At 42.0% G+C, this 23,106-nt stretch carries 17 protein-coding genes; 10 read left to right on the forward strand and 7 right to left on the reverse strand.

Going from position 1 to position 23,106, the window contains the following annotated elements:
- The first annotated feature begins 337 nt into the window (after positions 1 to 337).
- Genes ABJF11_RS03860 through ABJF11_RS03870 form a run of 3 tightly spaced genes read left to right on the forward strand, consistent with a single transcriptional unit; the run spans position 338 to position 4,420 of the window.
- A complete protein-coding gene (locus tag ABJF11_RS03860) occupies positions 338 to 1,864 on the forward strand; it encodes a serine hydrolase (protein ID WP_348118173.1) in 1,527 nt (508 codons plus the stop codon).
- Between the two features lie 52 nt (positions 1,865 to 1,916).
- Entirely contained in the window at positions 1,917 to 2,777 is an 861-nt protein-coding gene (locus ABJF11_RS03865; protein ID WP_348118174.1) for a PhzF family phenazine biosynthesis protein, read from the forward strand.
- A 35-nt stretch (positions 2,778 to 2,812) separates the two neighbouring features.
- Positions 2,813 to 4,420, forward strand: a complete 1,608-nt coding sequence (locus ABJF11_RS03870) for a class I SAM-dependent methyltransferase (RefSeq protein WP_348118175.1) — start codon at positions 2,813 to 2,815, stop codon at positions 4,418 to 4,420.
- Here ABJF11_RS03870 and ABJF11_RS03875 read toward each other — a convergent pair.
- Positions 4,417 to 5,907, reverse strand: coding sequence for a tetratricopeptide repeat protein (locus ABJF11_RS03875; protein ID WP_348118177.1), 1,491 nt, complete (start codon positions 5,905 to 5,907; stop codon positions 4,417 to 4,419). The two genes, ABJF11_RS03870 and ABJF11_RS03875, sit on opposite strands and share 4 nt — an antisense overlap.
- A 103-nt stretch (positions 5,908 to 6,010) precedes the next feature.
- Between ABJF11_RS03875 and moaA the strand changes: the two genes are divergently transcribed.
- Positions 6,011 to 7,021 carry a GTP 3',8-cyclase MoaA gene (gene moaA, locus ABJF11_RS03880; protein WP_348118179.1) on the forward strand — a complete coding sequence of 337 codons (1,011 nt, stop codon included), beginning with the start codon at positions 6,011 to 6,013 and terminating at the stop codon, positions 7,019 to 7,021.
- Here the strand turns inward: moaA and ABJF11_RS03885 are convergent, their stop codons facing one another.
- Together ABJF11_RS03885 and ABJF11_RS03890 are read right to left on the reverse strand one after the other, a co-directional pair.
- The gene (locus ABJF11_RS03885; RefSeq protein WP_348118181.1) at positions 7,022 to 7,777 is read right to left on the reverse strand and encodes a hypothetical protein; all 756 of its coding nucleotides are present in this window, start codon (positions 7,775 to 7,777) and stop codon (positions 7,022 to 7,024) included.
- A 195-nt stretch (positions 7,778 to 7,972) separates the two neighbouring features.
- The gene (locus tag ABJF11_RS03890) at positions 7,973 to 8,449 is read right to left on the reverse strand and encodes an Lrp/AsnC family transcriptional regulator (RefSeq protein WP_348118183.1); all 477 of its coding nucleotides are present in this window, start codon (positions 8,447 to 8,449) and stop codon (positions 7,973 to 7,975) included.
- A gap of 134 nt (positions 8,450 to 8,583) precedes the next feature.
- On the opposite strand from ABJF11_RS03890, the gene ABJF11_RS03895 reads away from it, so the two are divergent.
- The gene (locus tag ABJF11_RS03895) at positions 8,584 to 9,846 is read left to right on the forward strand and encodes a cystathionine gamma-synthase family protein (RefSeq protein WP_348118184.1); all 1,263 of its coding nucleotides are present in this window, start codon (positions 8,584 to 8,586) and stop codon (positions 9,844 to 9,846) included.
- A 46-nt stretch (positions 9,847 to 9,892) separates the two neighbouring features.
- Here the strand turns inward: ABJF11_RS03895 and ABJF11_RS03900 are convergent, their stop codons facing one another.
- Genes ABJF11_RS03900 through ABJF11_RS03910 form a run of 3 tightly spaced genes read right to left on the reverse strand, consistent with a single transcriptional unit; the run spans position 9,893 to position 12,741 of the window.
- A complete protein-coding gene (locus ABJF11_RS03900) occupies positions 9,893 to 10,624 on the reverse strand; it encodes a hypothetical protein (protein WP_348118186.1) in 732 nt (243 codons plus the stop codon).
- Positions 10,621 to 11,313, reverse strand: coding sequence for an NAD-dependent deacylase (locus ABJF11_RS03905; protein ID WP_348118187.1), 693 nt, complete (start codon positions 11,311 to 11,313; stop codon positions 10,621 to 10,623). The genes ABJF11_RS03900 and ABJF11_RS03905 overlap by 4 nt, the downstream gene beginning before the upstream one ends.
- Positions 11,314 to 11,325: 12 nt before the next feature.
- A complete protein-coding gene (locus tag ABJF11_RS03910; RefSeq protein ID WP_348118188.1) occupies positions 11,326 to 12,741 on the reverse strand; it encodes a pyridoxal-dependent decarboxylase in 1,416 nt (471 codons plus the stop codon).
- A gap of 467 nt (positions 12,742 to 13,208) precedes the next feature.
- Between ABJF11_RS03910 and ABJF11_RS03915 the strand changes: the two genes are divergently transcribed.
- The 4 genes from ABJF11_RS03915 to ABJF11_RS03930 all read left to right on the forward strand — a co-directional run bounded on the left by ABJF11_RS03915 (position 13,209) and on the right by ABJF11_RS03930 (position 19,312).
- Positions 13,209 to 14,549, forward strand: a complete 1,341-nt coding sequence (locus tag ABJF11_RS03915; protein WP_348118190.1) for an acetyl-CoA hydrolase/transferase C-terminal domain-containing protein — start codon at positions 13,209 to 13,211, stop codon at positions 14,547 to 14,549.
- 99 nt (positions 14,550 to 14,648) lie between these two features.
- Positions 14,649 to 16,289, forward strand: coding sequence for a M28 family metallopeptidase (locus ABJF11_RS03920; RefSeq protein ID WP_348118192.1), 1,641 nt, complete (start codon positions 14,649 to 14,651; stop codon positions 16,287 to 16,289).
- Between the two features lie 117 nt (positions 16,290 to 16,406).
- Positions 16,407 to 18,518 (forward strand): M3 family metallopeptidase, encoded by a 2,112-nt coding sequence (locus tag ABJF11_RS03925; protein ID WP_348118194.1) that lies wholly within the window; start codon positions 16,407 to 16,409, stop codon positions 18,516 to 18,518.
- Positions 18,519 to 18,925: 407 nt separating this feature from the next.
- Positions 18,926 to 19,312, forward strand: a complete 387-nt coding sequence (locus tag ABJF11_RS03930) for a hypothetical protein (RefSeq protein WP_348118195.1) — start codon at positions 18,926 to 18,928, stop codon at positions 19,310 to 19,312.
- Positions 19,313 to 19,816: 504 nt separating this feature from the next.
- Here ABJF11_RS03930 and ABJF11_RS03935 read toward each other — a convergent pair.
- Complete coding sequence (locus tag ABJF11_RS03935) at positions 19,817 to 20,050, reverse strand: hypothetical protein (RefSeq protein ID WP_348118196.1); 234 nt, start codon at positions 20,048 to 20,050, stop codon at positions 19,817 to 19,819.
- A 375-nt stretch (positions 20,051 to 20,425) separates the two neighbouring features.
- Between ABJF11_RS03935 and ABJF11_RS03940 the strand changes: the two genes are divergently transcribed.
- A complete protein-coding gene (locus tag ABJF11_RS03940; RefSeq protein ID WP_348118197.1) occupies positions 20,426 to 23,104 on the forward strand; it encodes a TonB-dependent receptor in 2,679 nt (892 codons plus the stop codon).
- Positions 23,105 to 23,106 lie beyond the last annotated feature (2 nt).

Below are 23,106 nucleotides of genomic sequence, written 5' to 3' on the forward strand. Positions count from 1 at the left end.
TAATTGATATCATTCGATGCATTTTCGAATACTTCCTCATTATTGTCCTTGCAGTCCGCCGCTAATAATAATGCAGCTACTTACAAAAAGTCTATGAAGTCAAGAGGGGGGTAAAAACTCAAAACTAGTGGAAACCCAAAGCCCAGAAAATAGGTAGTGATACCAAGGTCGTTAGCTAATGGTTTTGCTTAGCGCTTTTTACTCAGGTTAGAAGAATAATTGATATGAGCCATTTCCATGTACTTCACCACTCATCCCTATTACCAGTCCCTTCAAGCATAACATTTGGGTTTTGAAGTCGGTTCTTCATATTTTGCAGAAAACTAAATCTACAAAAATGAAGAAGTACTTTTTACTTATTGCTCTGACTATATGGTGGAGCGGAGAGTCATTGGCGCAAGCACCAAATGTCGATCTGAAGGCGCTTGATTCCTATTTTGAAAGGATTACTAAGGAATGGGATGTGCCAAGCATGAGTATTGGTATTGTGAAAGATGGAAAATTGGTCTTTGCCAAAGCTTATGGTGTCAAAGAAGTGGATAAGAAAGGCAAGCCCGATCAAAACACGCTGTACGCCATCGCATCAAACTCTAAAGCATTTACCTCTGCGATTCTTGCCCAGCTGGTAGATGAAGGTAAAATCGATTGGAATGACAAAGTAAGAGATTACTTGCCCTATTTTGAATTGTATGACTCTTGGGTGAGCGCAAATACCACCATCAGAGACATACTAAGCCATAGAGTAGGGTTGGGTACTTTTAGCGGAGATGTGATTTGGTACAAAGCAGATTTGACCGCCGAAGAAATTGTGAGAAAAGTCAAAAATTTACCTCCTGCCTTTGATTTCCGTGCAGGATACGGATATTCCAACCTGATGTACATCACTGCTGGAGAGGTTATTGAAAAGGTAACCGGCAAGTCCTGGGCGCAAAATGTAAAAGAGCGTATCCTCCAACCACTTGAGATGAATCGTACCATCACAAGTCCAAAGAATTTGGAATCCGTAGGTAATTATGCGACTCCTCATGCTAGAAACGACGGCAAAAATATTCCTATCGTATGGGAGGACTGGGAAGAAATCGGAGCACTGGGCGGATTGATCTCCAGCGTGAGTGATCTTTCCAAATGGATGATAATGAACATGAATCATGGCATTAACAACCAAGACACACTATTTAGCGCTCGGTCGAGAAACATGATGTGGACACCACACAATAATTTTACCGTGGATCACGTCAACCCCAATGATTTCAACCGACACTTTAGTGCATATGGCCTGGGATGGGGACTGAGCGATTATCAAGGAAACTTGAGAGTAGGGCACACTGGTGGCTACGACGGAATGCTCACGGCATTTAATATGATCCCTGATCAAAAACTGGGAGTAATTGTACTTACCAACGGGATGAAAAGCCCGATGATGGCTGCCACCTATTACGCCTTAGATAAATTTTTGGGAGTGAATGGTCCAGATTGGTCGGAGCGATTTCTCTCTCGGTCAGGTCCTGAAGAAGATGAGCGTATTACCGAGCGAAAAGCAAGCCGTGTAGAAGGCACCAATCCCTCATTAGAGCTTTCAAAATATACCGGCACCTATGAAGCGGATATTTATGGAGAAATCACTGTCACTTTAGAAAAGGGAGAATTACGCCTCAACTTCGAGCATGCTAAATCGCTGTCTGCCACTTTGAAACACTGGCATTATGACGTTTGGGAAATTGATTGGGACATAGAGCATGCCTGGTTTAGCTTCGGTACGGTGCAGTTCAATATGGACAACAACCTAAAAATCGAACGCATGACATTCGATGTCCCAAATGATGATATCTTCTTCGAAGAACTCATTCCAATTCGAGTTGACTAAGAGAAGAAGTCCTGAGTAGTAAATTTTACTCCGATCCAAAACAGCATTATATATGGAGGTATTGGTACGAAAAATATTCGCTTTTAGCGCGAATGGTCAAGGAGGCAATCCTGCAGGTGTAGTTCTGGACGCAGATCAGCTGAGCCATGAGCAAAAACAGGAAGTGGCAGCTAAGGTAGGTCTTTCTGAAACGGCGTTTGTATCTGCCTCCAATCAGGCAGACTTCAAACTAGACTTTTTTACCCCCAACAGGCAAATTTCACATTGCGGTCACGCCACAGTGGCTACTTTCTCATTCTTGAAAACACAAGGCCTGATTCAAGGCAATAAGTCCTCCAAAGAGACCATTGATGGTACGCGTCAGATTTTTTTCAAAGATGGTAATACTTATATGGAGCAAAAAGCACCAGTGTTCAAGTCAGTAAATCAGGACAAGGTTCGGATTTTGGATTCCTTAGGAATAACAAATTCTGCGTTGTCAGAAAAGCTTCCCCTTAGTATTGTTAATACTGGCAACTCTTTTCTGATCATCCCAATTATCGATAAAGAAATACTGGCCGAAATTACGCCAAACCAACCACTGATAGATAGCTATTCAGAAAAGCATGACCTTATTGGCTATTACCTCTATGCTCCGACGCAAGATGCCGAGGCCACCACTCGGATGTTTGCCCCTAGATATGGTATTGCAGAGGAGGCAGCTACAGGTATGGCTGCTGGTCCGCTGGCAGGATATTTATATCAACAGTTGATCACCACAAAGACTCAAATTTTCCTCCGACAGGGAGAATACATGAGACCTCCATCGCCTAGCGAAATAACCGTCAACCTGGAGCTGAAAAATGGATCAATGGCAAGATTATTTGCTGGCGGTCGAGCTTACGTCGGGGAGGAATTGGTATTGAATATTTAGTGCCAGAGATTCGATTTTTTTAGCTATTATTGGATATGATACCCAAAACTGAACAAGCCGAATTACGAGCAAAACTCTTCCGTCATCTTGATGGTATTGGCACAGCTCCCACAGCCTATGCCTTATATGAAAAAGGGGTGCTATCCTACCTCTTAGAACAAGGTACATGCACCTTAGAGGCGCTTAATAACAGATTTAGTGCAAACGAAGGGTATTTGAATGTAGCCCTTCGAATCCTTTGTTCACAGGGCTGGCTCGCTCAGGACACCGACAACGAAAAAGACGAAATTCAATTCTCAACCAATGATAAAAGTGCAAGAGCCTTTGAGCTTTCAAAGCTCTACAAGGAAGTGGTTGGATTGTTGAAATTGACCGAAAAATTTCACCCTAGAAAATTCGAAATCGAACCTTTTCTGTTTTTGGAAAAGATTTTCGACAATTACTGCAACAGGTACGGATTGGAAGAGCCGTCTGATGATCTCGAACGCGAGATTCAGGAACAAGTGTTGACACACATAGAAGGTATTATTCTGGGGCCTACCATTGTACATCTCGGCATGAGCGGGATGTTTCATAAGTATTTTATGGAGGCCAGTTTCAAGCCAGAGGAATTTCATAAAAATCCGGAGAGTTTCAAGAGGCTTCTCGACATGTTTACTTACGTTGGCTGGTTTACCGAAAAAAATGGGACATTTCAGTTTACCGAGAAAGGATTGTTTTATGCCAAGCGAGCGAGCGCCTATGGGGTCACCGTCTCCTACATTCCAACCTTCAGGCATCTTGACGATCTTATCTTCGGCAACCCTAAAATCCTCGCCAGCTCATCAGGCGAAGAAGAGAAACACGTAGATAGAGCCATGAATGTATGGGGTAGTGGAGGAGCACACGCGGCATATTTTAAGGTAGTAGATGAGATCATTGTCGAAATCTTCAACCAGCCTATCGCTGACCAGCCCAAAGGAATTTTGGATATGGGGTGCGGCAACGGTGCGTTTATTCAGCACCTCTTTGATGTGATCGCACAACAAACCATAAGAGGTAAAATGCTGGACGAGTATCCGTTGACTCTAGTCGGAGTAGACTATAATGAAGCTGCGCTCAAAATCACAAAGGCAAATTTAGTTCAAGCCGACATCTGGGCCAAGGTGATCTGGGGAGATATAGGACGACCCGATCTGTTGGCGGATGATCTAAAGAATAATTATAATATCAAGTTGGGAGAGTTGCTCAATGTACGGACCTTTCTGGATCATAATAGGATCTGGCAAGAACCAGAAGAGGTCACTGTCCAAAGCGCATCCACAGGAGCATATGCCTACCAGGGAGCAAGAAAAAACAACAATAGTGTGCAGGCCTCTTTGGTAGAGCATTTTCAAAAGTGGTCGCCCTACGTCAAAAAATTTGGATTGCTTCTCATTGAGTTACACACTGTAGATCCGTCAAATGTGGCAAGCCATCTGGGTAAAACAGCTGTAACGGCGTATGATGCTACCCATGGATTTTCGGATCAGTATATCCTGGAAGTCGAGGTCTTTATCGAAGCGCTGGAAATGGCAGGACTGCATGCTGAAAAAGACCGATTCAGGAAGTTTCCTAATTCGGAGTTGGCTACAGTCACTGTCAATCTATTTAAGGAAAATTAATTGATCAATTCTCCCTTTTCTAATTTCTTTTTGATGTCCGTGAGTACGTCATCGAGCTTATCCGCTGAGTAGTGCAAATGCTCTATCATCTGCCTTTTTTCTTCCTCTTCTATTTCGTTTTTTAGCAGTTTGGTAAGACCAAGGATGTTCGCCAGTGGGCCTCTTACAATATGAGCATTTAGGAATGAGTATTCTTTGAGTTTGACATTCTTCTTCTGGATGACGTTGGTTCTCTCCTCCACCATTTCCTCCAAATTATTGTTTAGAATTTCTAGTTCCATAGCCTTCTCTTTTATCTCGCCGTTCTTCTCTTTGAGAAGCCTATTAAGTCTGGCTTGTTTTTTTACCTGATTGTAAAACAGAACCGCGATCACCGAAATCAAAAGCAGGATAAGCCCAATACCAGCAATCATGGTACGTTGATAGCTCACTATTTCCTCACTTAGTTTCTTTTCTTTGATGAGTTCCACGTGGATCCTTTCTTCCTCTTCAAATTCGAACTTGGCCTGAATGTTTTGCAACTGCTTTTCTTTAGCCAAATCGAATATTTTACCCTTTAATTGGTCATAAGCCCGCATGGAAGCAAAAGCGGATTCAAAGTCTTGTTTGGCAGAGTCTATCTTGTACCTGAGCTCCAACGCCTCTAATTTTAAATCCTGTGCGCTTACCTTTTCGGCTTTTTCAATCGCGGATTGGACATGAACGAGAGAGGAATCAAAATTCTTTGATTCAAATGAAATTTTAGCACGTTCAAGTGAAATTCTAAACATCCCAACATAGTCTTCCAGCGAAGTCCAGATTTGATCGGCCAAATTGAGATAGATAAAAGCCGGTGAGTAGTTTCTTCGTTTTGCGTAAACTTTTCCTATACCAGTTTGTGCGTAGGCGATTGCTTTCGGACGGTTCTCCTCTTTAGCCATTTTCTCAGCCATTCTGAAGTGTGTAGCAGCAGAATCTAAATAGTTGAGTCTATAGTAGATCTCACCTAGGTTTACATGCGACATGATGGGATGACGTTCCTTTAGGTACTTTTCCTTTAGGTCGAGCGATTTCTTGTGGTAGCGAAGCGCTTCATGGAGCTGATGCTTTTTCTCATATAGCTCCCCAATATTGTTGTAGGTTATGAAAATACCCATTTGAAAGCCAGTACGCTCGTATACCTCTAGAGATTTAAGATAAAAGTCCAGCGCAGCATCATATTCTCCGACAGTGAGAAAAGAACTACCCACCAGATTTAGACCCCTTGCATATCCGTTGGAATACCCGATCTCCTGGGCCAACTCGTAACCCATCCCTGCATACTTTCTTCCTTCATCGGGGTCAGTATTGATTATTTCAAACGCAATAAGATTGTAGAGATCCACTTTGGCAGAATCTTCCTTTGGATAAGTAAGCACTTCTTGTTTTAGACTGTCGATCCGCTGAATTTGAGCTAGCAGAGAGTGAGTCAAAAGGCTCAAAAGAAGAAAAGACAAGGTTCGGTACATCCTTAAAAATAACTATTGATAGTAACGTATTCAACCAAAAGGCGAAATATTCCGTGTTATCTTTGAGTAGATCAAAATTGACAACTAGTAAACAAAATACCTCATGGCAGATAGGCTTAAAAGCAAGCTGGTAGACCCATACAACCGCACTGTGGATTATCTCAGAATAGCGGTTACAGATCGCTGCAATTTACGCTGTTTCTATTGCATGCCCGCCGAAGGGATCAATTACTTACCCAAGAAAGAATTGCTGACCTATGAGGAAATTCTTCGGTTAACACAAATTTTTGCTGCTCTGGGCGTAAAAAAAGTTCGATATACGGGTGGAGAGCCATTCCTTAGAAAGGATTTTATGAGCCTCCTCGAAAAAACTAAGTCGATTGCAGGGATCGAAGCGGTACATATCACCACCAATGGAGTGCTGACCTTCCCTCATTTAGAACGCCTAAAGGAAATCGGTATTGATGGAGTAAATCTTAGTTTGGATAGTCTGGACAAAGAAAATTTTCATAAAATCACACGCAGAGACGAATTCAATACTGTGATGAAAACGCTGGATGGCTTGCTCAATCTTGGGATCAATACAAAAATCAACATGGTGGTCATGCATGGAAAAAACGAACATGAAGTGGTGAACATGGCTAAGTTAGCCGCCAACAAAAATGTAAGTGTCAGGTTTATCGAAGAAATGCCTTTTAATGGGTCGGATACTTCCGACCTGACAAAGAACTGGAGCCATATAAGAATCCTAGAAGAATTGACATCTCATTTTGGAACACTGGTAGATCTAAAAAGCGACCCAAGTAATCCAGCTACACTTTATAAGGCTACAGGGCACCAGGGTAATTTTGGAATTATTCCCGCATACTCCAGAACCTTTTGCGGAGCATGTAACAGAATAAGATTAACAGCCACAGGAACCATCAAAAATTGTCTTTATGATGAAGGTGTGTTAGACATAAAGCAATTGCTACGATCAGATCGAAATGATGACCAAATTGCTGAAGTTTTGATTTCTACCGTGCAGAAAAGAGAAAAAGATGGTTTTGCCGCAGAAAAAAACAGGAAACTGGATAAATCCATTTCCGAGTCAATGTCTACGATAGGAGGTTAACTATCTTACGGTCATTACCTTCATCATTCCGCTCTCTGGCATGAAGCTAAATTTCGAATTCTTATAAGCATAAAATTTGATGCCCATAATCAAAAGTGCGGAAACATCATTCTGAATATTGGAAGTGCCGGGTATGGACAATTGAGCCGTTAGCGGCTGGGTAGGTATCCGCAATACCGGCAACATGGTAGTCTCATATATGCCCACTTGATTATGCAATGGCTTATTGCAAATCGCCACATGATCGCCATTCCTTTCGAAGTCAGATATTGAGATCAATCGGGCTGTGATTTTAAAATTGGTTGCTTCGGCTGGCACATTCAATTCTTTGCTTGGTACAAAGGCAGGTACATGAAGGATGACGTGACCTTTATGTGCACCTTCTCGCAAGCAGAATTTTGAAGAAACGCCAGACTCGAAGGCATGTGCAGTATTAAATTCAAAATGCTCTAGTTCACTTGCAGTATCTCTGATGGAAAGTACACCATCACTGCATTTGAATCCTTTATTGATCAATGAAGCAAGTCTTTTCGAGCTGTATGCTTCTGTCATAGCTCTCATTTCTTCATCCAATGAAGAAAAGATCGACTTGCTGATCAAGGTCGCAATTCCGAAATTATTTTTCTTAATGGATTCTTCTACCTCTGTAGTAGCTGGTGTGGTGGAGGAGAATATGGCCTCCTGTGGTTGGGCTAGTGTGCCTAGCCCTTCTCCGGAGAATTGGAAAGTGCTACGCAATTCTAAATTTCTTGACATAGTGGATTGTGGTTGAAAATGCTTGCATCAATTCAGACGCTGGATATAAATCTTTTTCTCTTGACTAAGTTGTATAAATTAATTTAATTATCCAAACTGAAAAGCCTTAATATCAGCATGTTATGGGATAGGGAATCAAATTAATAAAATTGCTGATTGCGCCGTAGGTAATTCTTTTATATCGGCGTAAGCTATTTACCTACGTTCGAGCTGAACCTCTCCAAAAGAGAAGGTTTGCTCCTTGATTGATTTCATCACGAAATAACTCTGCACCTGCCCGATGTTATCCAGCGCAGCCAGGTGATTTGAGATAAACAGTTGATAGTCTTCCATATCTCTGACCACTACTTTGAGCAGATAATCAAAGTTGCCCGACATATGACTACACTCCAGCACCTGGTCGAGCTGTTGTACGCCCAATTCGAATTGCTTTAGATTCTGCTGCGAATGCTCTTTGAGTGTCACGCTGCAGTAGGCCACGAGTTGATATCCAAGGCGATTTGGGTTGACACGAATGGTGTAATTTTCTATGACCCCGTTGCGTTCCATCTTTTTGATTCGCTCATATACTGGGGTAATAGTCATGCCGATCGAATCAGCAATTTGCTTCATCTTCATTTTACTGTTCTTCTGCAAAAGCTCAAGAATCCTTAGGTCTGTCTGATCAATCATGGCGTTTCTTTTTGTTGAGTCTGTAGAAAACAATAGAAGAAAATAAAACTGCAAATATAGATATATACAGAAAATAAATCTATCAATGTGGAATGTAAAGGATGAAATCACAATAATTGTTGAAAAATAAGATCATGAACAAACAATTCAGCCCCGAAAGTCTGATGATGAGCCATGGGTACGACCCCAAGCTTTCTGAAGGATCTCTAAAGTGTCCGATTTTTCAAACCTCCACATTCGTATTCAACTCCGCTGAAGAAGGTAAAGCCTTTTTTGAAGTGGCGTACGGTCTACGTGAACAAGAAAAAGGAGAAAAACTTGGACTCATTTATAGTAGGCTGAACAACCCTGATTTAGAAATTCTGGAAAACCGTCTGTGCCTTTGGGATCAAGCAGAAGACTGTGCGGTTTTTGAAAGCGGTATGTCAGCAATTTCTACCTGTCTCATGGAATTTTTGAAACCCGGAGACTTGTTACTCTATAGTTCACCAGTATATGGTGGCACGGATCATTTTATCAATCATATTCTTACCAAGTTTGGTGTCCATGTCGTTGGGTTTTATCCAGACAGCACCAAAGAAGAAATCGAAAGTATCATCGTTAACTCCGGGCACTCAGATCGTCTGGCTATGATATACATTGAGACACCAGCCAACCCGACCAATGGTTTGATAGATATGGAAATGTGTCGCGAGATTGCTGATCGGTTTTCGAGAGAAGATGACCCGGTTTATTTGGCAGTCGACAATACTTATATGGGACCATTATGGCAGCATCCGCTAAAACATGGAGCCGATTTCGTACTCTACTCAGCGACTAAGTATATCGGGGGCCATAGCGATGTCATCGCTGGAGCCTGCCTTGGGACAAAAGAGAATATTACGAGAATCAAAGGTCTCAGAACCTTTCTAGGCAATATGGCAGGTCCGTGGACAGGCTGGTTGCTTATGAGGAGCTTGGAAACCTTAAAGGCCAGAATGGAACTTCAAGCCTTGAATGCGAGAAAGGTGGCTGAGTTTCTTAAATCGCATAAAGGCATTAGCAAAGTGCACTACATGGGATTTTTGAAGGAGGACAATCCAGAGCAGCACGAGGTTTTCGAACGGCAGTGTACCTCGGCAGGTGCCATGATCTCCTTCGAGATAGTAGGAGGAGAGACAGAAGCTTTTCAGTTTATCAATAAACTCAAGCTTGTAAAACTAGCGGTGAGCTTAGGAAGTACCGAGTCACTAATCCAGCACCCGGCTACGATGACTCATGCAGGAGTAGATCCAGATGAGAAGAAAAGGATCGGTATCAAAGAAAACTTGATCCGCTTATCAGTAGGAGTAGAAAATCCTGAAGATCTGATTTGGGATCTTAAGCAGGCACTAACCTTGGAATTAGATTTAACATAACCCAAAATGATGGCTCCCCAATGATCAATCAATGATCTGCCGGGAGTCAAATTGTCCTTTCATAGAGACCACAAAAGGACTCCGAGCTGCTATTAAAGAATTTTTGATATTCAGCCGATTGGGCAAACGATTCGAGTGCCTCATCATCAAATCCTCCTAACACCAATACATGGCTTAGGATGAAATCAAGGGTTTTAAGGCTTGCTTCATTTTTTTTCAAGCCAAGTATAGCTGATTTTTTGCCTATAAAATGGGGAAAAATCTCTCTGGACTTTGCAGCTTCGATTAGCGCGTCAAGGTCGATCGCATCACTACCTTCACAGACTTGTACCAGATATTTAAGCTTGCCTTTGTATGCCGTAGGAAAAGCTTCGTCCTGCTCGTCAGAGCTCAACCGCTGATTACTCATAAATCCAAATTGAAAGTGCTCAACCGCAGAGGACCGGAGCATGCCTTTGACCTGAAAGAAATAGGAAGAGATCATTTCTAAAAATGCGCTTGCTTTTGGATATCGTACGATGAGTAGCATGTCTCGCCTCAGACGTTCACTGTTGTGAATAGGCCTTTGAAGCTCACCTTTAAAAATGGGCTTAGCGCCAATTTTTTGCACGTGGCCGACCACAAGCATATTGTACAAACTATACATCCACTTTCTTCTGAGATCAAACCAGTTGATCGCCCATAGCGAATCTACCAGCTTTGTGTCTGGAGTCGTACTGAGTACTGAGGCGTCCAGTTGATGCCCAATTCGTTTGGTAATTATTTTTTCAGTATTCATAGATATTTTTCCCTGAGCAGGTCGGCCACTTTTGGTACACCGGTACCACCATTTTCTTCATACAAAAACAAATTGTGTTCTTGGCTTACATCAGGCATGTTCGGATCAATGATATACTTGGGTATACCCACTTGAGTGTGATGGATGAGCCCTGCTGCTGGATAGACCGCAAGTGAAGTCCCTACCACAAGAAATATATCCGCCGATAGAGACTCTTCGATGGCTAGATCCATCATGGGTACCATCTCTCCAAACCAAACGATGTGAGGGCGCAGTTGAGAGCCCTTCTGACATAGATCTCCAACATTGAGTTCCCATCCGGTCATATTATAGACCAACGATTCGTCCAGCGTACTTCTCGATTTGAAAAGCTCACCGTGAAGATGCATCACATTTTTGGATCCGGCTTTCTCATGTAGGTTATCTACATTTTGTGTCACAATAGTCACCTCAAAGTCCTTCTGCAAGTCAGCTAAAGCTAAATGTCCTGGATTGGGTTCCGCAGTAAGCGCTTGTTTTCTTCTTTGGTTGTAAAAATCGAGTACCAGCTCCTGATTAGCTGCCCATCCTTGAGGAGATGCCACCTGCATGACGTCATGTCCTTCCCACAGTCCATCAGCATCGCGAAATGTTCTGATTCCGGATTCAGCACTGATTCCTGCGCCTGTGAGTACTACTATTTTTTTCATTTTTTAATTAATCTAAGTGAGTGTTGAAGCCTTCTGTTGTATCAGGTTCCAAACTTTCTCAATGTGTTTTTTCTGCACATAAGTCTGGCCTATCACCATTCTAAGAGAGTATTTGCCATTCACCTTGGTATGAGATAAATACGCCTCTCCAGATGAGTTGATAGCCGCCAGCAGCTCAGCATTAAGTTCATTTAATTTTTCCTCAGACATGTCAGTGTTTACATATCTAAAGCAGACGACATTCAATATTGGGTCGATGACCACCTCGTAGTCTTTAGCTTTTGTTACTTGCTGGCCAAACCAATCTGCATAGCCGATGTGCTCCCTCAACCTTTTCTGAATGCCTTCAATCCCAAAATCACGAATGACAAACCACAGTTTCAATGCCCTAAATCTTCTGCCTAGTGGTACCCCCCAATCACGATAATCTTTCACCTGACCTCTTGTACTGGTTTTGAGATACTCTGGTAAAATTTCAAATGTATTGGTCAGTGCCTTCTCGTCTTTGATAAAATAAACGGTACAATCGAAATTGGTGAACATCCATTTATGTGGATTGAAAACTAAACTATCCGCATTGGAGATGCCATCTATGAAGTGGTGATACTCCGGTAGCATCAATGCGGTGCCTGCGTATGCAGCATCTATATGTAGCCAGATATCATATTGCTTGCACATATGTCCGATGGCGTCTACCGGATCGACAGCCAGAGTGCCAGTAGTACCTACCGCTGCTACTACAGCGCACGGCACGTATCCATCCTCCAGGTCTTTGATGATGAGTTCTTCCAGTTTTCCTGGAATGATTGCCAGGCGTTCGTCTACAGGCACCTTTACAAGGTTACCTGCACCAGCGCCAAGTATTTTCACGGCCTTGTCGATCGAAGAATGCGTCTCAGACGAACAGTAGAATCTGAGTTTATTGGAATCGAATCCATTTTTATTGACAGACCAGTCAGTTTTTTTCTCTCTGGCGGATATCAGGGCTGCTAGGGTTGCTGTCGAGGCTGTATCCTGTATGCAGCCAGTCCAGTTATCAGGAATGTTCATGATTGGCTTCAGCCAATTGATCATCAGCTCTTCTAATTCGGCGGCAGCAGGAGAAGTCTCCCAAATCATACATTGCGCACCTAATGTGGCCGTTAGCATCTCGCCAAGTACAGAAGGATAGCTGGAATTGCCGGGAAAATAGGCATGAAAATTAGGGCTCTGCCAATGGGTCATTCCAGGTAGAATGATATTTTCAAAATCTGCAAAAATTTTGGAAAAGTCTTCTCCTTGAGCGGGTGGATGACGAGGAAGCTTTTGTAAAACCTCTCCAGGACTCATCTGGGACTTCACCGGATATTTTTCTATGTTTTCATAGAAGTCAGCCATCCAATCTACCAGCTTGTGGGCCTCTTCTCTAAATGATTTATTATCCAGCATGTATTGATATTAAATATGATTGTTCGGTTTACTTTCCGAAAGAAAGATTTTGCTAATCTAACATATATCATAGGTAAAGAAAACTATTGAAATGGTAGCTGATTGTGCCAATAGCATACAACCCATCTAACTCGAAGCATCAGCTACGGTCATTCTGAAGTTTGTAATTATTTGTCATTTCAACCCTTGGAGAAATCCGCTGAGCGGCCAGCCTTCATGCTTGCGTTTTAACCTGCGTTTAAATGGTTATTCTGACCTCACTCTCTTTTTGTCATTTCGACCTTAGGAGAAATCTAATCCAGCTATTTAGAAGTTCTGAATATCAGTTAGTACAGCATTTGATATATTTAGATTTCTCTTTCCGTCCAAGCCTCCACTCGAAATGACAAATAAGTCTGATCAGGTATTTAGCACGCCCAGCCAATCGTTTAGAATCGCTCTTATGTGATGTGATAAGCACTGTATATATGAATGATATAAATCATATTTCTCAAAGAAATCTCCTTTTAGATTTACACAAAAAACAAAGTGATATGAGTAAATATCTTGAAGCCAACGAGGCCTTAGAATATGTAAAATCGAATGATAGAATATTTATACATAGTGTTGCCGCTGCTCCTCAGATTTTGATTGATGCCCTCACCAATAGAGCACCCGATCTTGAAAATGTCGAATTGGTACATTTACATACCGAGTGCAACGCCAGTTACCTTGATGAGAAATATAGCAAAAGTTTTAAAGTCAAATCCTTTTTTGTAGGATCAAATGTACGTCGGGCTACCCAATTGGGAATTGCCGATTACATTCCAGTATTCTTAAGCGAGATCCCCAAGCTAATAAAAGAGACTTTGCCAATCGATGTGGCCTTGGTTCAGATCTCACCACCGGATAAACATGGCTATTGCTCACTTGGTGTATCTGTAGATGCGACTCATACTGCTGTATCATGTGCCAAACTTGTTATCGCTCAGGTCAATAAAAATATGCCTAGAACCTATGGTGATGGTATGATGCACATCAGCAATTTTGATTATCTGGTAGAGCATGATTGTCCTATTCATACGGTAGAGGTACCAGAGCCAACAAGTGTAGAACGGCGGATAGGTAGCTATGTAGCAGGCATGGTTGACAATGGTGCTACCCTACAAATGGGCATCGGTGCCATTCCCAATGCAGTACTAGCAAGCCTCACCAACCACAAAAAATTAGGCATTCATACTGAGATGTTTTCTGATGGTGTTATTCCTTTGGTTGAAAAAGGAATTATCACAGGAGAGCTCAAGAAACTATATCCGGAGAGGATAGTTTCAGCCTTTATAATGGGTACTCAGAAGTTGTACGATTTTGTCGACGACAATCCAGGTGTGATGATGATGGACGTCTCTTTTACCAATGATGTATCTGTCATCAGGAAAAACCCTAAGGTGACCTCCATCAATAGTGCCATTGAAATCGACCTTACAGGCCAGGTATGTGCTGACTCCATTGGGATCAGGCAATATTCTGGCGTAGGTGGACAAATCGATTTTATCAGAGGGGCATCTTATTCTGAAGGAGGCAAACCTATCATCGCTCTTTCTTCAGTGACCAATAAAGGTGCCTCCAAGATTGTACCCGTATTGAAGGAAGGGGCTGGGGTGGTGTCTACCAGAGCCAATGTGCACTACATTGCTACAGAATATGGAATTGCGGACTTGTATGGAAAAAGCTTGCAGGAGCGAGCTCGTATGCTAATAAATATCTCACACCCCGACCATCGAGAAGAATTAGAAAAGGCAGCTTATGCACGATTCAATAGATTAATTTAGTTAGAATGTTGTGGCTTAGGTGATTGTTTTTAGTTCAAATTATCTCTACATGTGAGAATTAGTTAAATTGGAACTCTTTTAAAAAACGACCCTATTCTAATGAAGAAAACACTTATTGTACTTGCCGCTATCATCCTGATTGGATTTCAGGCTTGCACCCCAGATCAAAATTTTGAGGAAGCCTACAACAGTATAAGCGAAGAAGGGCTAAAACCAAGAATCAAGACGCTTGCCTCGGATGAGTTTCTTGGTCGAATGCCATTTACGGAAGGCGAAACAAAAACAATCAATTACCTGAAAGAGGAATTTCAAAAGTTAGGCCTGAAGCCAGGTAATGGAGATAGTTATTTTCAAGAGGTACCCTTGGTAGAATTAAATGCAACGGTAGATCCTCAAATGAAAATCACTGGCGGTGACCAAGCGTTTGAACTGAATTATTGGGATGATTTTGTGGTACTGACCAGACGGGTCACCGATTCTGTCAGGCTCGAAAATTCAGAAATTGTGTTTGCCGGATATGGAACTATTGCTCCAGAATACAACTGGAATGATTACGAAGGCCTTGATGTGAAAGGTAAAACCGTAATGGTGCTCATAAACGATCCCGGGTTTGGTACCGAAGACAAGTCTTTTTTCAAAGGCAACGAAATGACTTACTATGGGCGATGGACCTACAAATATGAAGAGGCCGCACGACAAGGAGCTGCCGGCATTATCATAGTACACGAGACTGCCCATGCCAGTTATCCATTTGAGGTAGTACAGGGCGGATGGTCTGGTGCTAACCTTTATCTGGAAAACTCAGATAACAATATGTCAAGATGTATTCTAGAAGGTTGGGTTTCAATGGAAAGCGCCAATAGAATGTTTGCCAATATGGGTATGGAAGGCTACGACTTTTATGAAGAGGCAAGAAAACCAGATTTCAAGTCATTTCCAATGAATCAGCAGCTATCCGTGGGGCTCAAAAATTCTATCAAGCGATCAGTATCAAACAACGTGATCGCAAAGTACGAGGGTACAACCAGACCCGATGAAGTAATAATATATAGTGCCCATTGGGATCATTTTGGTATAGGTAGTCCTGTGGATGGAGATTCGATTTATAATGGAGCTGTGGATAATGGGACTGGCGTAGCTGCGATTATTCAGATAGCAGAAGCGTTTACCAAGTTGAATAAAGCTACCGAAAGATCAGCTGTATTTATTGCAGTGACGGCCGAAGAGCAAGGATTGTTGGGATCAGCGCACTATGCCGCCAATCCTATTTACGACCCGGCCAAGACTGTTGCCAATCTCAATGCAGATGCCTATCGTCCGCTTGGAAGAGTCAATGATTTTTCGATTATTGGCTACGGACAATCTGAGCTTGAAGAATATGCCGAACGTGCACTTCAGCGGCAGGGAAGATATGTGTTGCCAGATCAATTTCCTGAGAAAGGCAGCTTCTTTAGATCAGACCACTACAGTTTCGCAAGCATTGGGATACCAGCCCTGGATGGAAGTGGAGGCACGGACAGCGAAGCCAATGGCAAGGAGTGGGGTGAAGAGCAGTATAAGAAATACACTAGTGAAAACTACCATAAGCCATCCGACGAGTATACTGATGATTTTAATGCTGAAGGTATAGTACTAGACGCTCAAGTACTTTTTGAGGTGGGTTACACGCTGGCCAATGAGTCCTATTTCCCTAAGTGGAAACAGGGTTCTGAGTTCAAAGCAATTAGAGAAAAGCAATAGTCCAGAATTGACCATTGATGGAATTAATTTAATTAATGCCAAAAATCATATTAAATTCGAAAAATATAGAAAGCGATGTTTCATCGCTTTTCTTCTTTCAATTATAAAAATTAACCCATGAGAAATGTATTATCGGTGCTAGTCCTCGGCCTGATTGTGATATCAGGATGCCAGGCACCAGAGCCAACAACCCAAATGAATAGTAACCCCCTACTAACGGAATGGGATACCCGATTCGGAGTACCTCCCTTTGATCTGATCAAAGATGAACACTACATGCCAGCATTTGAACAAGGCATGTCGGATAACAAAGCAGAGATTGATGCTATCGTAAATAACACTGAAGCGCCCACATTTGCCAATACCATGGAGGCACTCGAAAGATCTGGTGAATTGCTGAACCAAACCAGCCGTATATTTTATGCAGTAGCCGGCGCACATACCAATGACGTGTTGGATTCTTTACGAACTGTATTATCGCCGTTGACTTCCAAGCACTACGATTATATCAACTTAAATAAGGGTCTATTCAAAAGAGTAGAAGCGATTTATAATGGGCTGGAGTCGTCTGATTTGAATGCTCAACAAAAAAGACTCGTGTCAGAAGCATACAAAGGTTTTGTCCGATCAGGTGTAGGACTAGAAGGAGCAGAAAAAGAAAGGTTGAAGGAGATCAATGGACGCCTTTCCGAATTGACTACTAAGTTTGGTCAGAATGTATTGGCAGAGACCAATAGCATGGAGGTGCATACGACAAATCCAGAAGATTACGGTACGCTCACCAGTAGCTTGGTAGCCTTAGCTGCTGAAGAAGCCAAAAAGCGCAGACATGAAGAAGGGTGGTCCTTCACGCTACAGCGTCCAAGTATCAATCCCTTTTTGCAGTACTCTCCTAATAGAGAAATGCGGGAGAAGCTGTTTCAGGGATATGCCATGCGAGCTGACAATGACAACGAAAATGACAACAAGGCAATTATAGAGGAGATAGTAGCTCTTAGAATAGAAAGAGCCAATTTGCTGGGATACAAGACTCATGCTGATGTGAGACTTTCCTCGAGTGTAGCACAGACACCAAAAGCGGTTTTTGATTTTATGGATAAAGTTTGGCCTGCTGCGCTAAACTTGGCCAAAGCCGAAAGAGGAGCTTTGACAGCGGAAATGAAAAAAGATGGTGTTGAGGGTGAACTCAAAGGGTCAGACTGGAGATATTACGTCGAGAAAGTCAGAAAAGCTAAATACAATTTCGACGAGGATGCAATGCGTCCGTACTTCGAATTTACAGCAGTCAGAGACGGAGCATTTGCGCTAGCCAAAAAACTGTTCAACGTAGAAGTAAGAGAGCTGCAGGACATGCCGAAATGGCATGAAGACCAGCAGGTATTTGAAGTCTTGGAGGCCGATGGTACCCACATTGGGATATTATACATGGATTTCTTTGCCAGAGAGAGTAAGCGTGGCGGTGCCTGGATGAACGCACTCAGATCGCAGTCAACTATGGATGGTAAAGTAACGCCCGTAGTAACTAACAATTTCAATTTTCCTGCGCCCACAGCTGACGGCCCATCTTTACTATCATTTTCTGAGTCAGAAACGCTGTTTCATGAATTTGGACATGCTTTGCACGGACTCTTTTCCAATGTGACCTATCCTTCGCAGGCTGGTACAAGCGTTCCAAGAGACTTTGTAGAATTTCCTTCGCAAGTCATGGAAAACTGGATGAGCGAACCGGAAGTGTTAAAGTTATATGCTAAACACTATCAAACAGGGGAATTGATCCCGGATGAATTGATTCAAAAAATGAATGAAGCCAATGCCTTCAATGAAGGATTTCGAACTGTAGAATATATGGCGGCAGCCTATCTCGATATGTCATGGCATACACTGACAGATGCAGAAGGCATTGATGCTCGAGCTTTTGAAAAAGAAGCCATGCAGAAGATCGGTTTGATTGATCAAATTATTCCCAGGTACAGAAGCGGCTATTTTAACCACATTTTTGCAGGAGGCTATTCCGCAGGATATTATAGCTACCTCTGGTCAGAATTGTTAGATGCAGACTGTTTTCAAGCCTTCAAAGAGACTGGTGATCTATTTGATCAGGAGACTGCAGCTAGATACCGAACCATGCTCAGCAAGGGTGGTTCAGAACCGGGTATGGATCTCTATGTAGAATTCAGAGGTAAAACTCCAGAAATAGGCCCTCTGCTAGAGAAGAAAGGGTTTCAATAAGATTATGGAATAGCCTATATCACTAGGAGGATAAAATTCAGGACCGAGGCAAAGTATTGTCTCGGTCCTTTTGATTTAAAACCTGGATTATGCATTAGGAATCGTGATGAAAGCTATAAAGCGCAAAGAAAGAGGCACTTATATTGAAGAGGTATAGCACCGCTATGGTGATTCAATAAATATATGTTAAGTGTCTATTTCAAAGTGCTTTATGATTGGAATAGATTATCTAATGCATATTTCAGGTTAAACCTAATGCCAGCTCTCATTTTCTTGATTTATTTTCATTCTTTTTCTGCATAATTTATTTTTAATGTCGGGTTCAAGACATTTGTCAGACCGTGTTGACATGGTTAATTAGTGTCTTTTCGGTACATTGTATGTACATACATTAAAAGCCTAATACAATGGATAGAAAATCATTTCTTAAAAAAGCCAGCGCTGCACTATTTGTAAGTATTCCACTTCTTTCTCTTTGGAACTGCTCTTCAAATTCAGAAGACGATCCGGGACCAGGTGATAGTGATGACGATACCAATTGCCTGGACAACGGTACGTCAGTATCTATAGGAGATAATCATTCTGATCCTCATGAGCTGGTAGTTTCTAAGTCAGACGTAACTGCTGGTGAGGAGAAAACCTATGATATTACCGGTAGCAGTGGACATCCACATAGCGTCACTGTGACTGAAGATCATTTTGCTTCGTTGCAGAGTGACCAGAGTGTATCTATCTCTACCTCGGTTGACGAAGGGCATTCTCATACAATCACCGTATCCTGCGCATTGGCATAGTTCGTTCGATGATCCATATTCTAATCGGAAATTGATTTTCCTCATGAGTTTTAACTGCGATGGATGGGGTGTATGGGGTAAGTTTATTGCTGAGTGTTTTTGATTTGGCATTACCAATTAGGCGAAAATTATTATCCTAGATAGCGTAAACTAAAGTTTAGCGGCTTGTCCACCTATTTTGAATCCTTTAGCATCTACACATACAATCTGATTTGTCATTTCGACTTTTCGGAGAAATCTACTCAGTCAATCAAGAAGCAAAATCTTCTGTCGGTCTGATCTTGAGCATGTTTATAGATTTCTCACTCCGGTGAGCCTCCATTCGAAATGACAAACAAGCACAAGTGGGTGAGATTTGCACGTTTAGCCTATCATCATTCCTCTTCTGTCACTCTAGCCTTTCGATCATCCCAAATCTACTTTGTTATACTAGCACTGCCTTGTCACTCTAACCCTGCTTTTTCATTTCGACCCTGCTCTGTCATTTCGACCCTTCGGAGAAATCTACTCATTCAATCTAGAAGCAAAATCTTCTGTCAGTCCGATCTTGAGCATGTTTATAGATTTCTCACTCCGGTGAGCCTCCACTCGAAATGACAAAGGAACATAAGCGAGAGATTTTTGTGCGTTCATTCGTTCATTTCGCCATATCTCATATCTAAGCCTATTTTTGTCATTCTCCAGGGCTCTATCATTTTGCTCTTTGAACAAAAAACTCCACATCCGAAAACCATCCATCCATTCGGCCTCTCGACTTTTTACTGAGTTGGGATAGGAGAAAATTCAGAATGATGGTTTAAAGATTGAATCATTTATTTAGAACAATTATAAATTATTAAAAAAATCTAGCTACGAAAACGGTTTCGTTAACGGTTTCGTCATTTTCTGCGAAAAGACAGGCTTGTTTATGTTGATAATTAGGCCATACTTTGAAGTATGATTTGAAGCGCTAGCAACCCCTTACGTACTTCATCTTTGCTGTAGTAATTGATGCATCACTCGGCAGCATATCCCCCCCAACATTTGGCCATTAGAAAACTTGGCATTTCTAATCGGGCCAGACCCATGAATGGTTTTGAACGGGATTAAATTTTAAAACTTAACAAAAGAATTATGAAACGAATTGTACAAAAAATTAAAGGAAGATGGGCTTTGCTAGGTCTGTTATACTTGGGGATTCAAACACTTGCATTCTCTCAAGGAGCGATCGACGGAAATGTAAAAGACCGAGACGGTAATGCAGTTATTGGTGCAAGTGTAGTTTTGCAAGGGCTTTCTATCGGAGCAGCTACAGATGTTAATGGTAATTATAAAATAGATAAGATTGATGCGGGCTCATATACAGTTGTTGTGTCATCGATTGGCTACTTATCTAAGAAATCTGAAGCTACCGTTGCTGATGGTACAACTACCACCTTGAACTTTGAAGACCTGGATTTGGATCTAATGGAATTAGAAGACGTAGTAGTCACTGGTGTGCTGAATCCGAGATCCAAACTCAGTTCAAGTGTGTCTATTACAACGGTGAATCCTAAGCAGATGCAAGAATCGGTGCCTAGGACAACAGCAGAACTTTTTAGAACTGTGCCAGGTATCAAGGCAGAAGCGTCTGGAGGCGATGGAAATACAAACATTTCGGTAAGAGGTATTCCAATTTCATCAGGCGGATCGCGTTATGCGCAAATACAAAAAGATGGACTTCCTCTGATGCTCTATGGTGATATTGCATTCAGTACGCAAGACCAATACATCAGAACGGATAGGACTATTGATAGATTGGAAGTCGTAAGAGGTGGCTCTGCTGCCACTACTACTACCAACGGGCCAGGAGCCATATTGAACTTTATTAGCAAAACAGGAGCTGTAGAAGGAGGAAGCATTGCAACCACTTTGGGAGTTGATTACAATTCCTTTCGTACTGATTTTGAGTATGGAGCGCCTTTAGCTAATGGCATGAGTTTTCATGTAGGTGGATTTTTAAGACAAGGTGAAGGGCCAAGACACGCCAACCATATAGTAAATAAAGGAGGTCAGTTCAAAGCCAGTTTGACCAAGGCTTTCGAACGCGGAGTAGCCACCATCGAGTATTCGGCTTTAAACGATAGAACAGCTGCTTATATGCCGATGCCGATAATGGTAAGCGGAACCAATGCCGACCCCAGCTGGAATTCGGTACCAGGTTTTGATGCCGTTTCGAATGGACTTCAATCACCGTTTTTTCGACAAAATTTCGGCATGGATTCAGATGGAAATGCAAGAAATGTGAACATATCTGATGGGATACATACCAAAAGAAATGCTTTTAGAGCTTCCTTTGAATTTGACCTGCAAGATGGGTGGAGCCTATCCAACAATACAAGATATGCATTCAATGGCGGTAGATTTGTTGCTCCGTTTACAGCACAAGTGGGTACTACCAGTGATATCGTAGGATCTATTGTGGTAGCCAATGGAGACTCCACTGCTACAGGAGAGCCTCTTCCATATACGATCAATAGAGTAACAAGTGGAACGACCATCACCGATACCGACAACGGTTTGGTACAGAGAAATCATCTTTTTGACGTGGAACTCAACAATTTCAACAACGTGATGAGCGATACAAAATTGAGCAAGTCATTTGACGATTTCGATGTTGCTCTGGGCTTTTTTAAAGCTAATCAAAATATAGAGATGACCTGGCTTTGGAATACTTATCTAATGGAGGTTACAGAAGATGCCGAATTATTGAATGTAAGCGCCAATGGAAACGACATTACCGATCAGGGGCTACTTAATTATGGAGTACCATTTTGGGGCAACTGCTGTACAGGTAAGTATAATGTGAATTATGATGTTTCAGCACCCTATTTACAGGCTTCTTTTGAAGCTACAGATGCACTTAATATAGATGGTAGTGTGAGATACGACAAAACAAGAGTTTCTGGATTAGTTACTCCATCACAGCAAATCGCCAATTTGGATGTAAACGGAAATGGTACAATTGATGCACCAGAAAGAAGCGTATCCAGAGTAAACAACTCTCAGGCTAAAGTGGTCAATTATGATTATGATTATGTTTCTTATTCATTCGGAGCCAACTACAAATTGAGTAACGATGTAGCTGTTTTTGCTAGAACCAGTCAAGGTTACGTAGGTAATGGCGAACGAGCTACATGGCATCAGGGAGGGCCTTATTTGGAAAATAAAGCTCCTAAAAACTCTCTCTTTCAAGCAGAGTTCGGTTATAAGCAACGTTTTACAAAAGGAGGGTTGTTCGTTACAGGATTTTATGCCAAAACTGAAGAAGAGGCCGGAGTTGAAGCAACCACGCAAAGAGTGCTTAGCAACGATTACAAGTCGTTTGGATTAGAAGTAGAAGGTAGTTACCGCACAGCAGGATTTGACCTAAGAGGAATGCTGACTTATGTAAAAGCCGAAATAGTTGACAATGATGGTAATACCAATATTGGTAACACACCAAGAAGACAACCTGCCTTGTCCTATAGTTTATTGCCTTCTTACACGTTGAAAGCAGGACATGCGATAGGGGTAAGTGTAATCGGCCAAACTAAGGCATACGCACAAGACAACAATGAACTGGTGATGCCTGCTTACAATATTGTAAATGGCTATGTGTCATTTAAGGTGGCTCAGGGTTTTACTGCCTCTCTGAATGCTAACAATATATTCAACACCATTGGAATCACTGAATCTGAAGAAGGCTCCATCACCGAAGGTCAGGACAACTACATCAGAGCAAGATCAGTATCCGGTCGATCAGTTGCATTAAATATGATTTTCACCTTTTAAAA

Origin of the sequence: Reichenbachiella sp. (assembly GCF_039941815.1) — a bacterium.
GTDB lineage: Bacteria > Bacteroidota > Bacteroidia > Cytophagales > Cyclobacteriaceae > Reichenbachiella.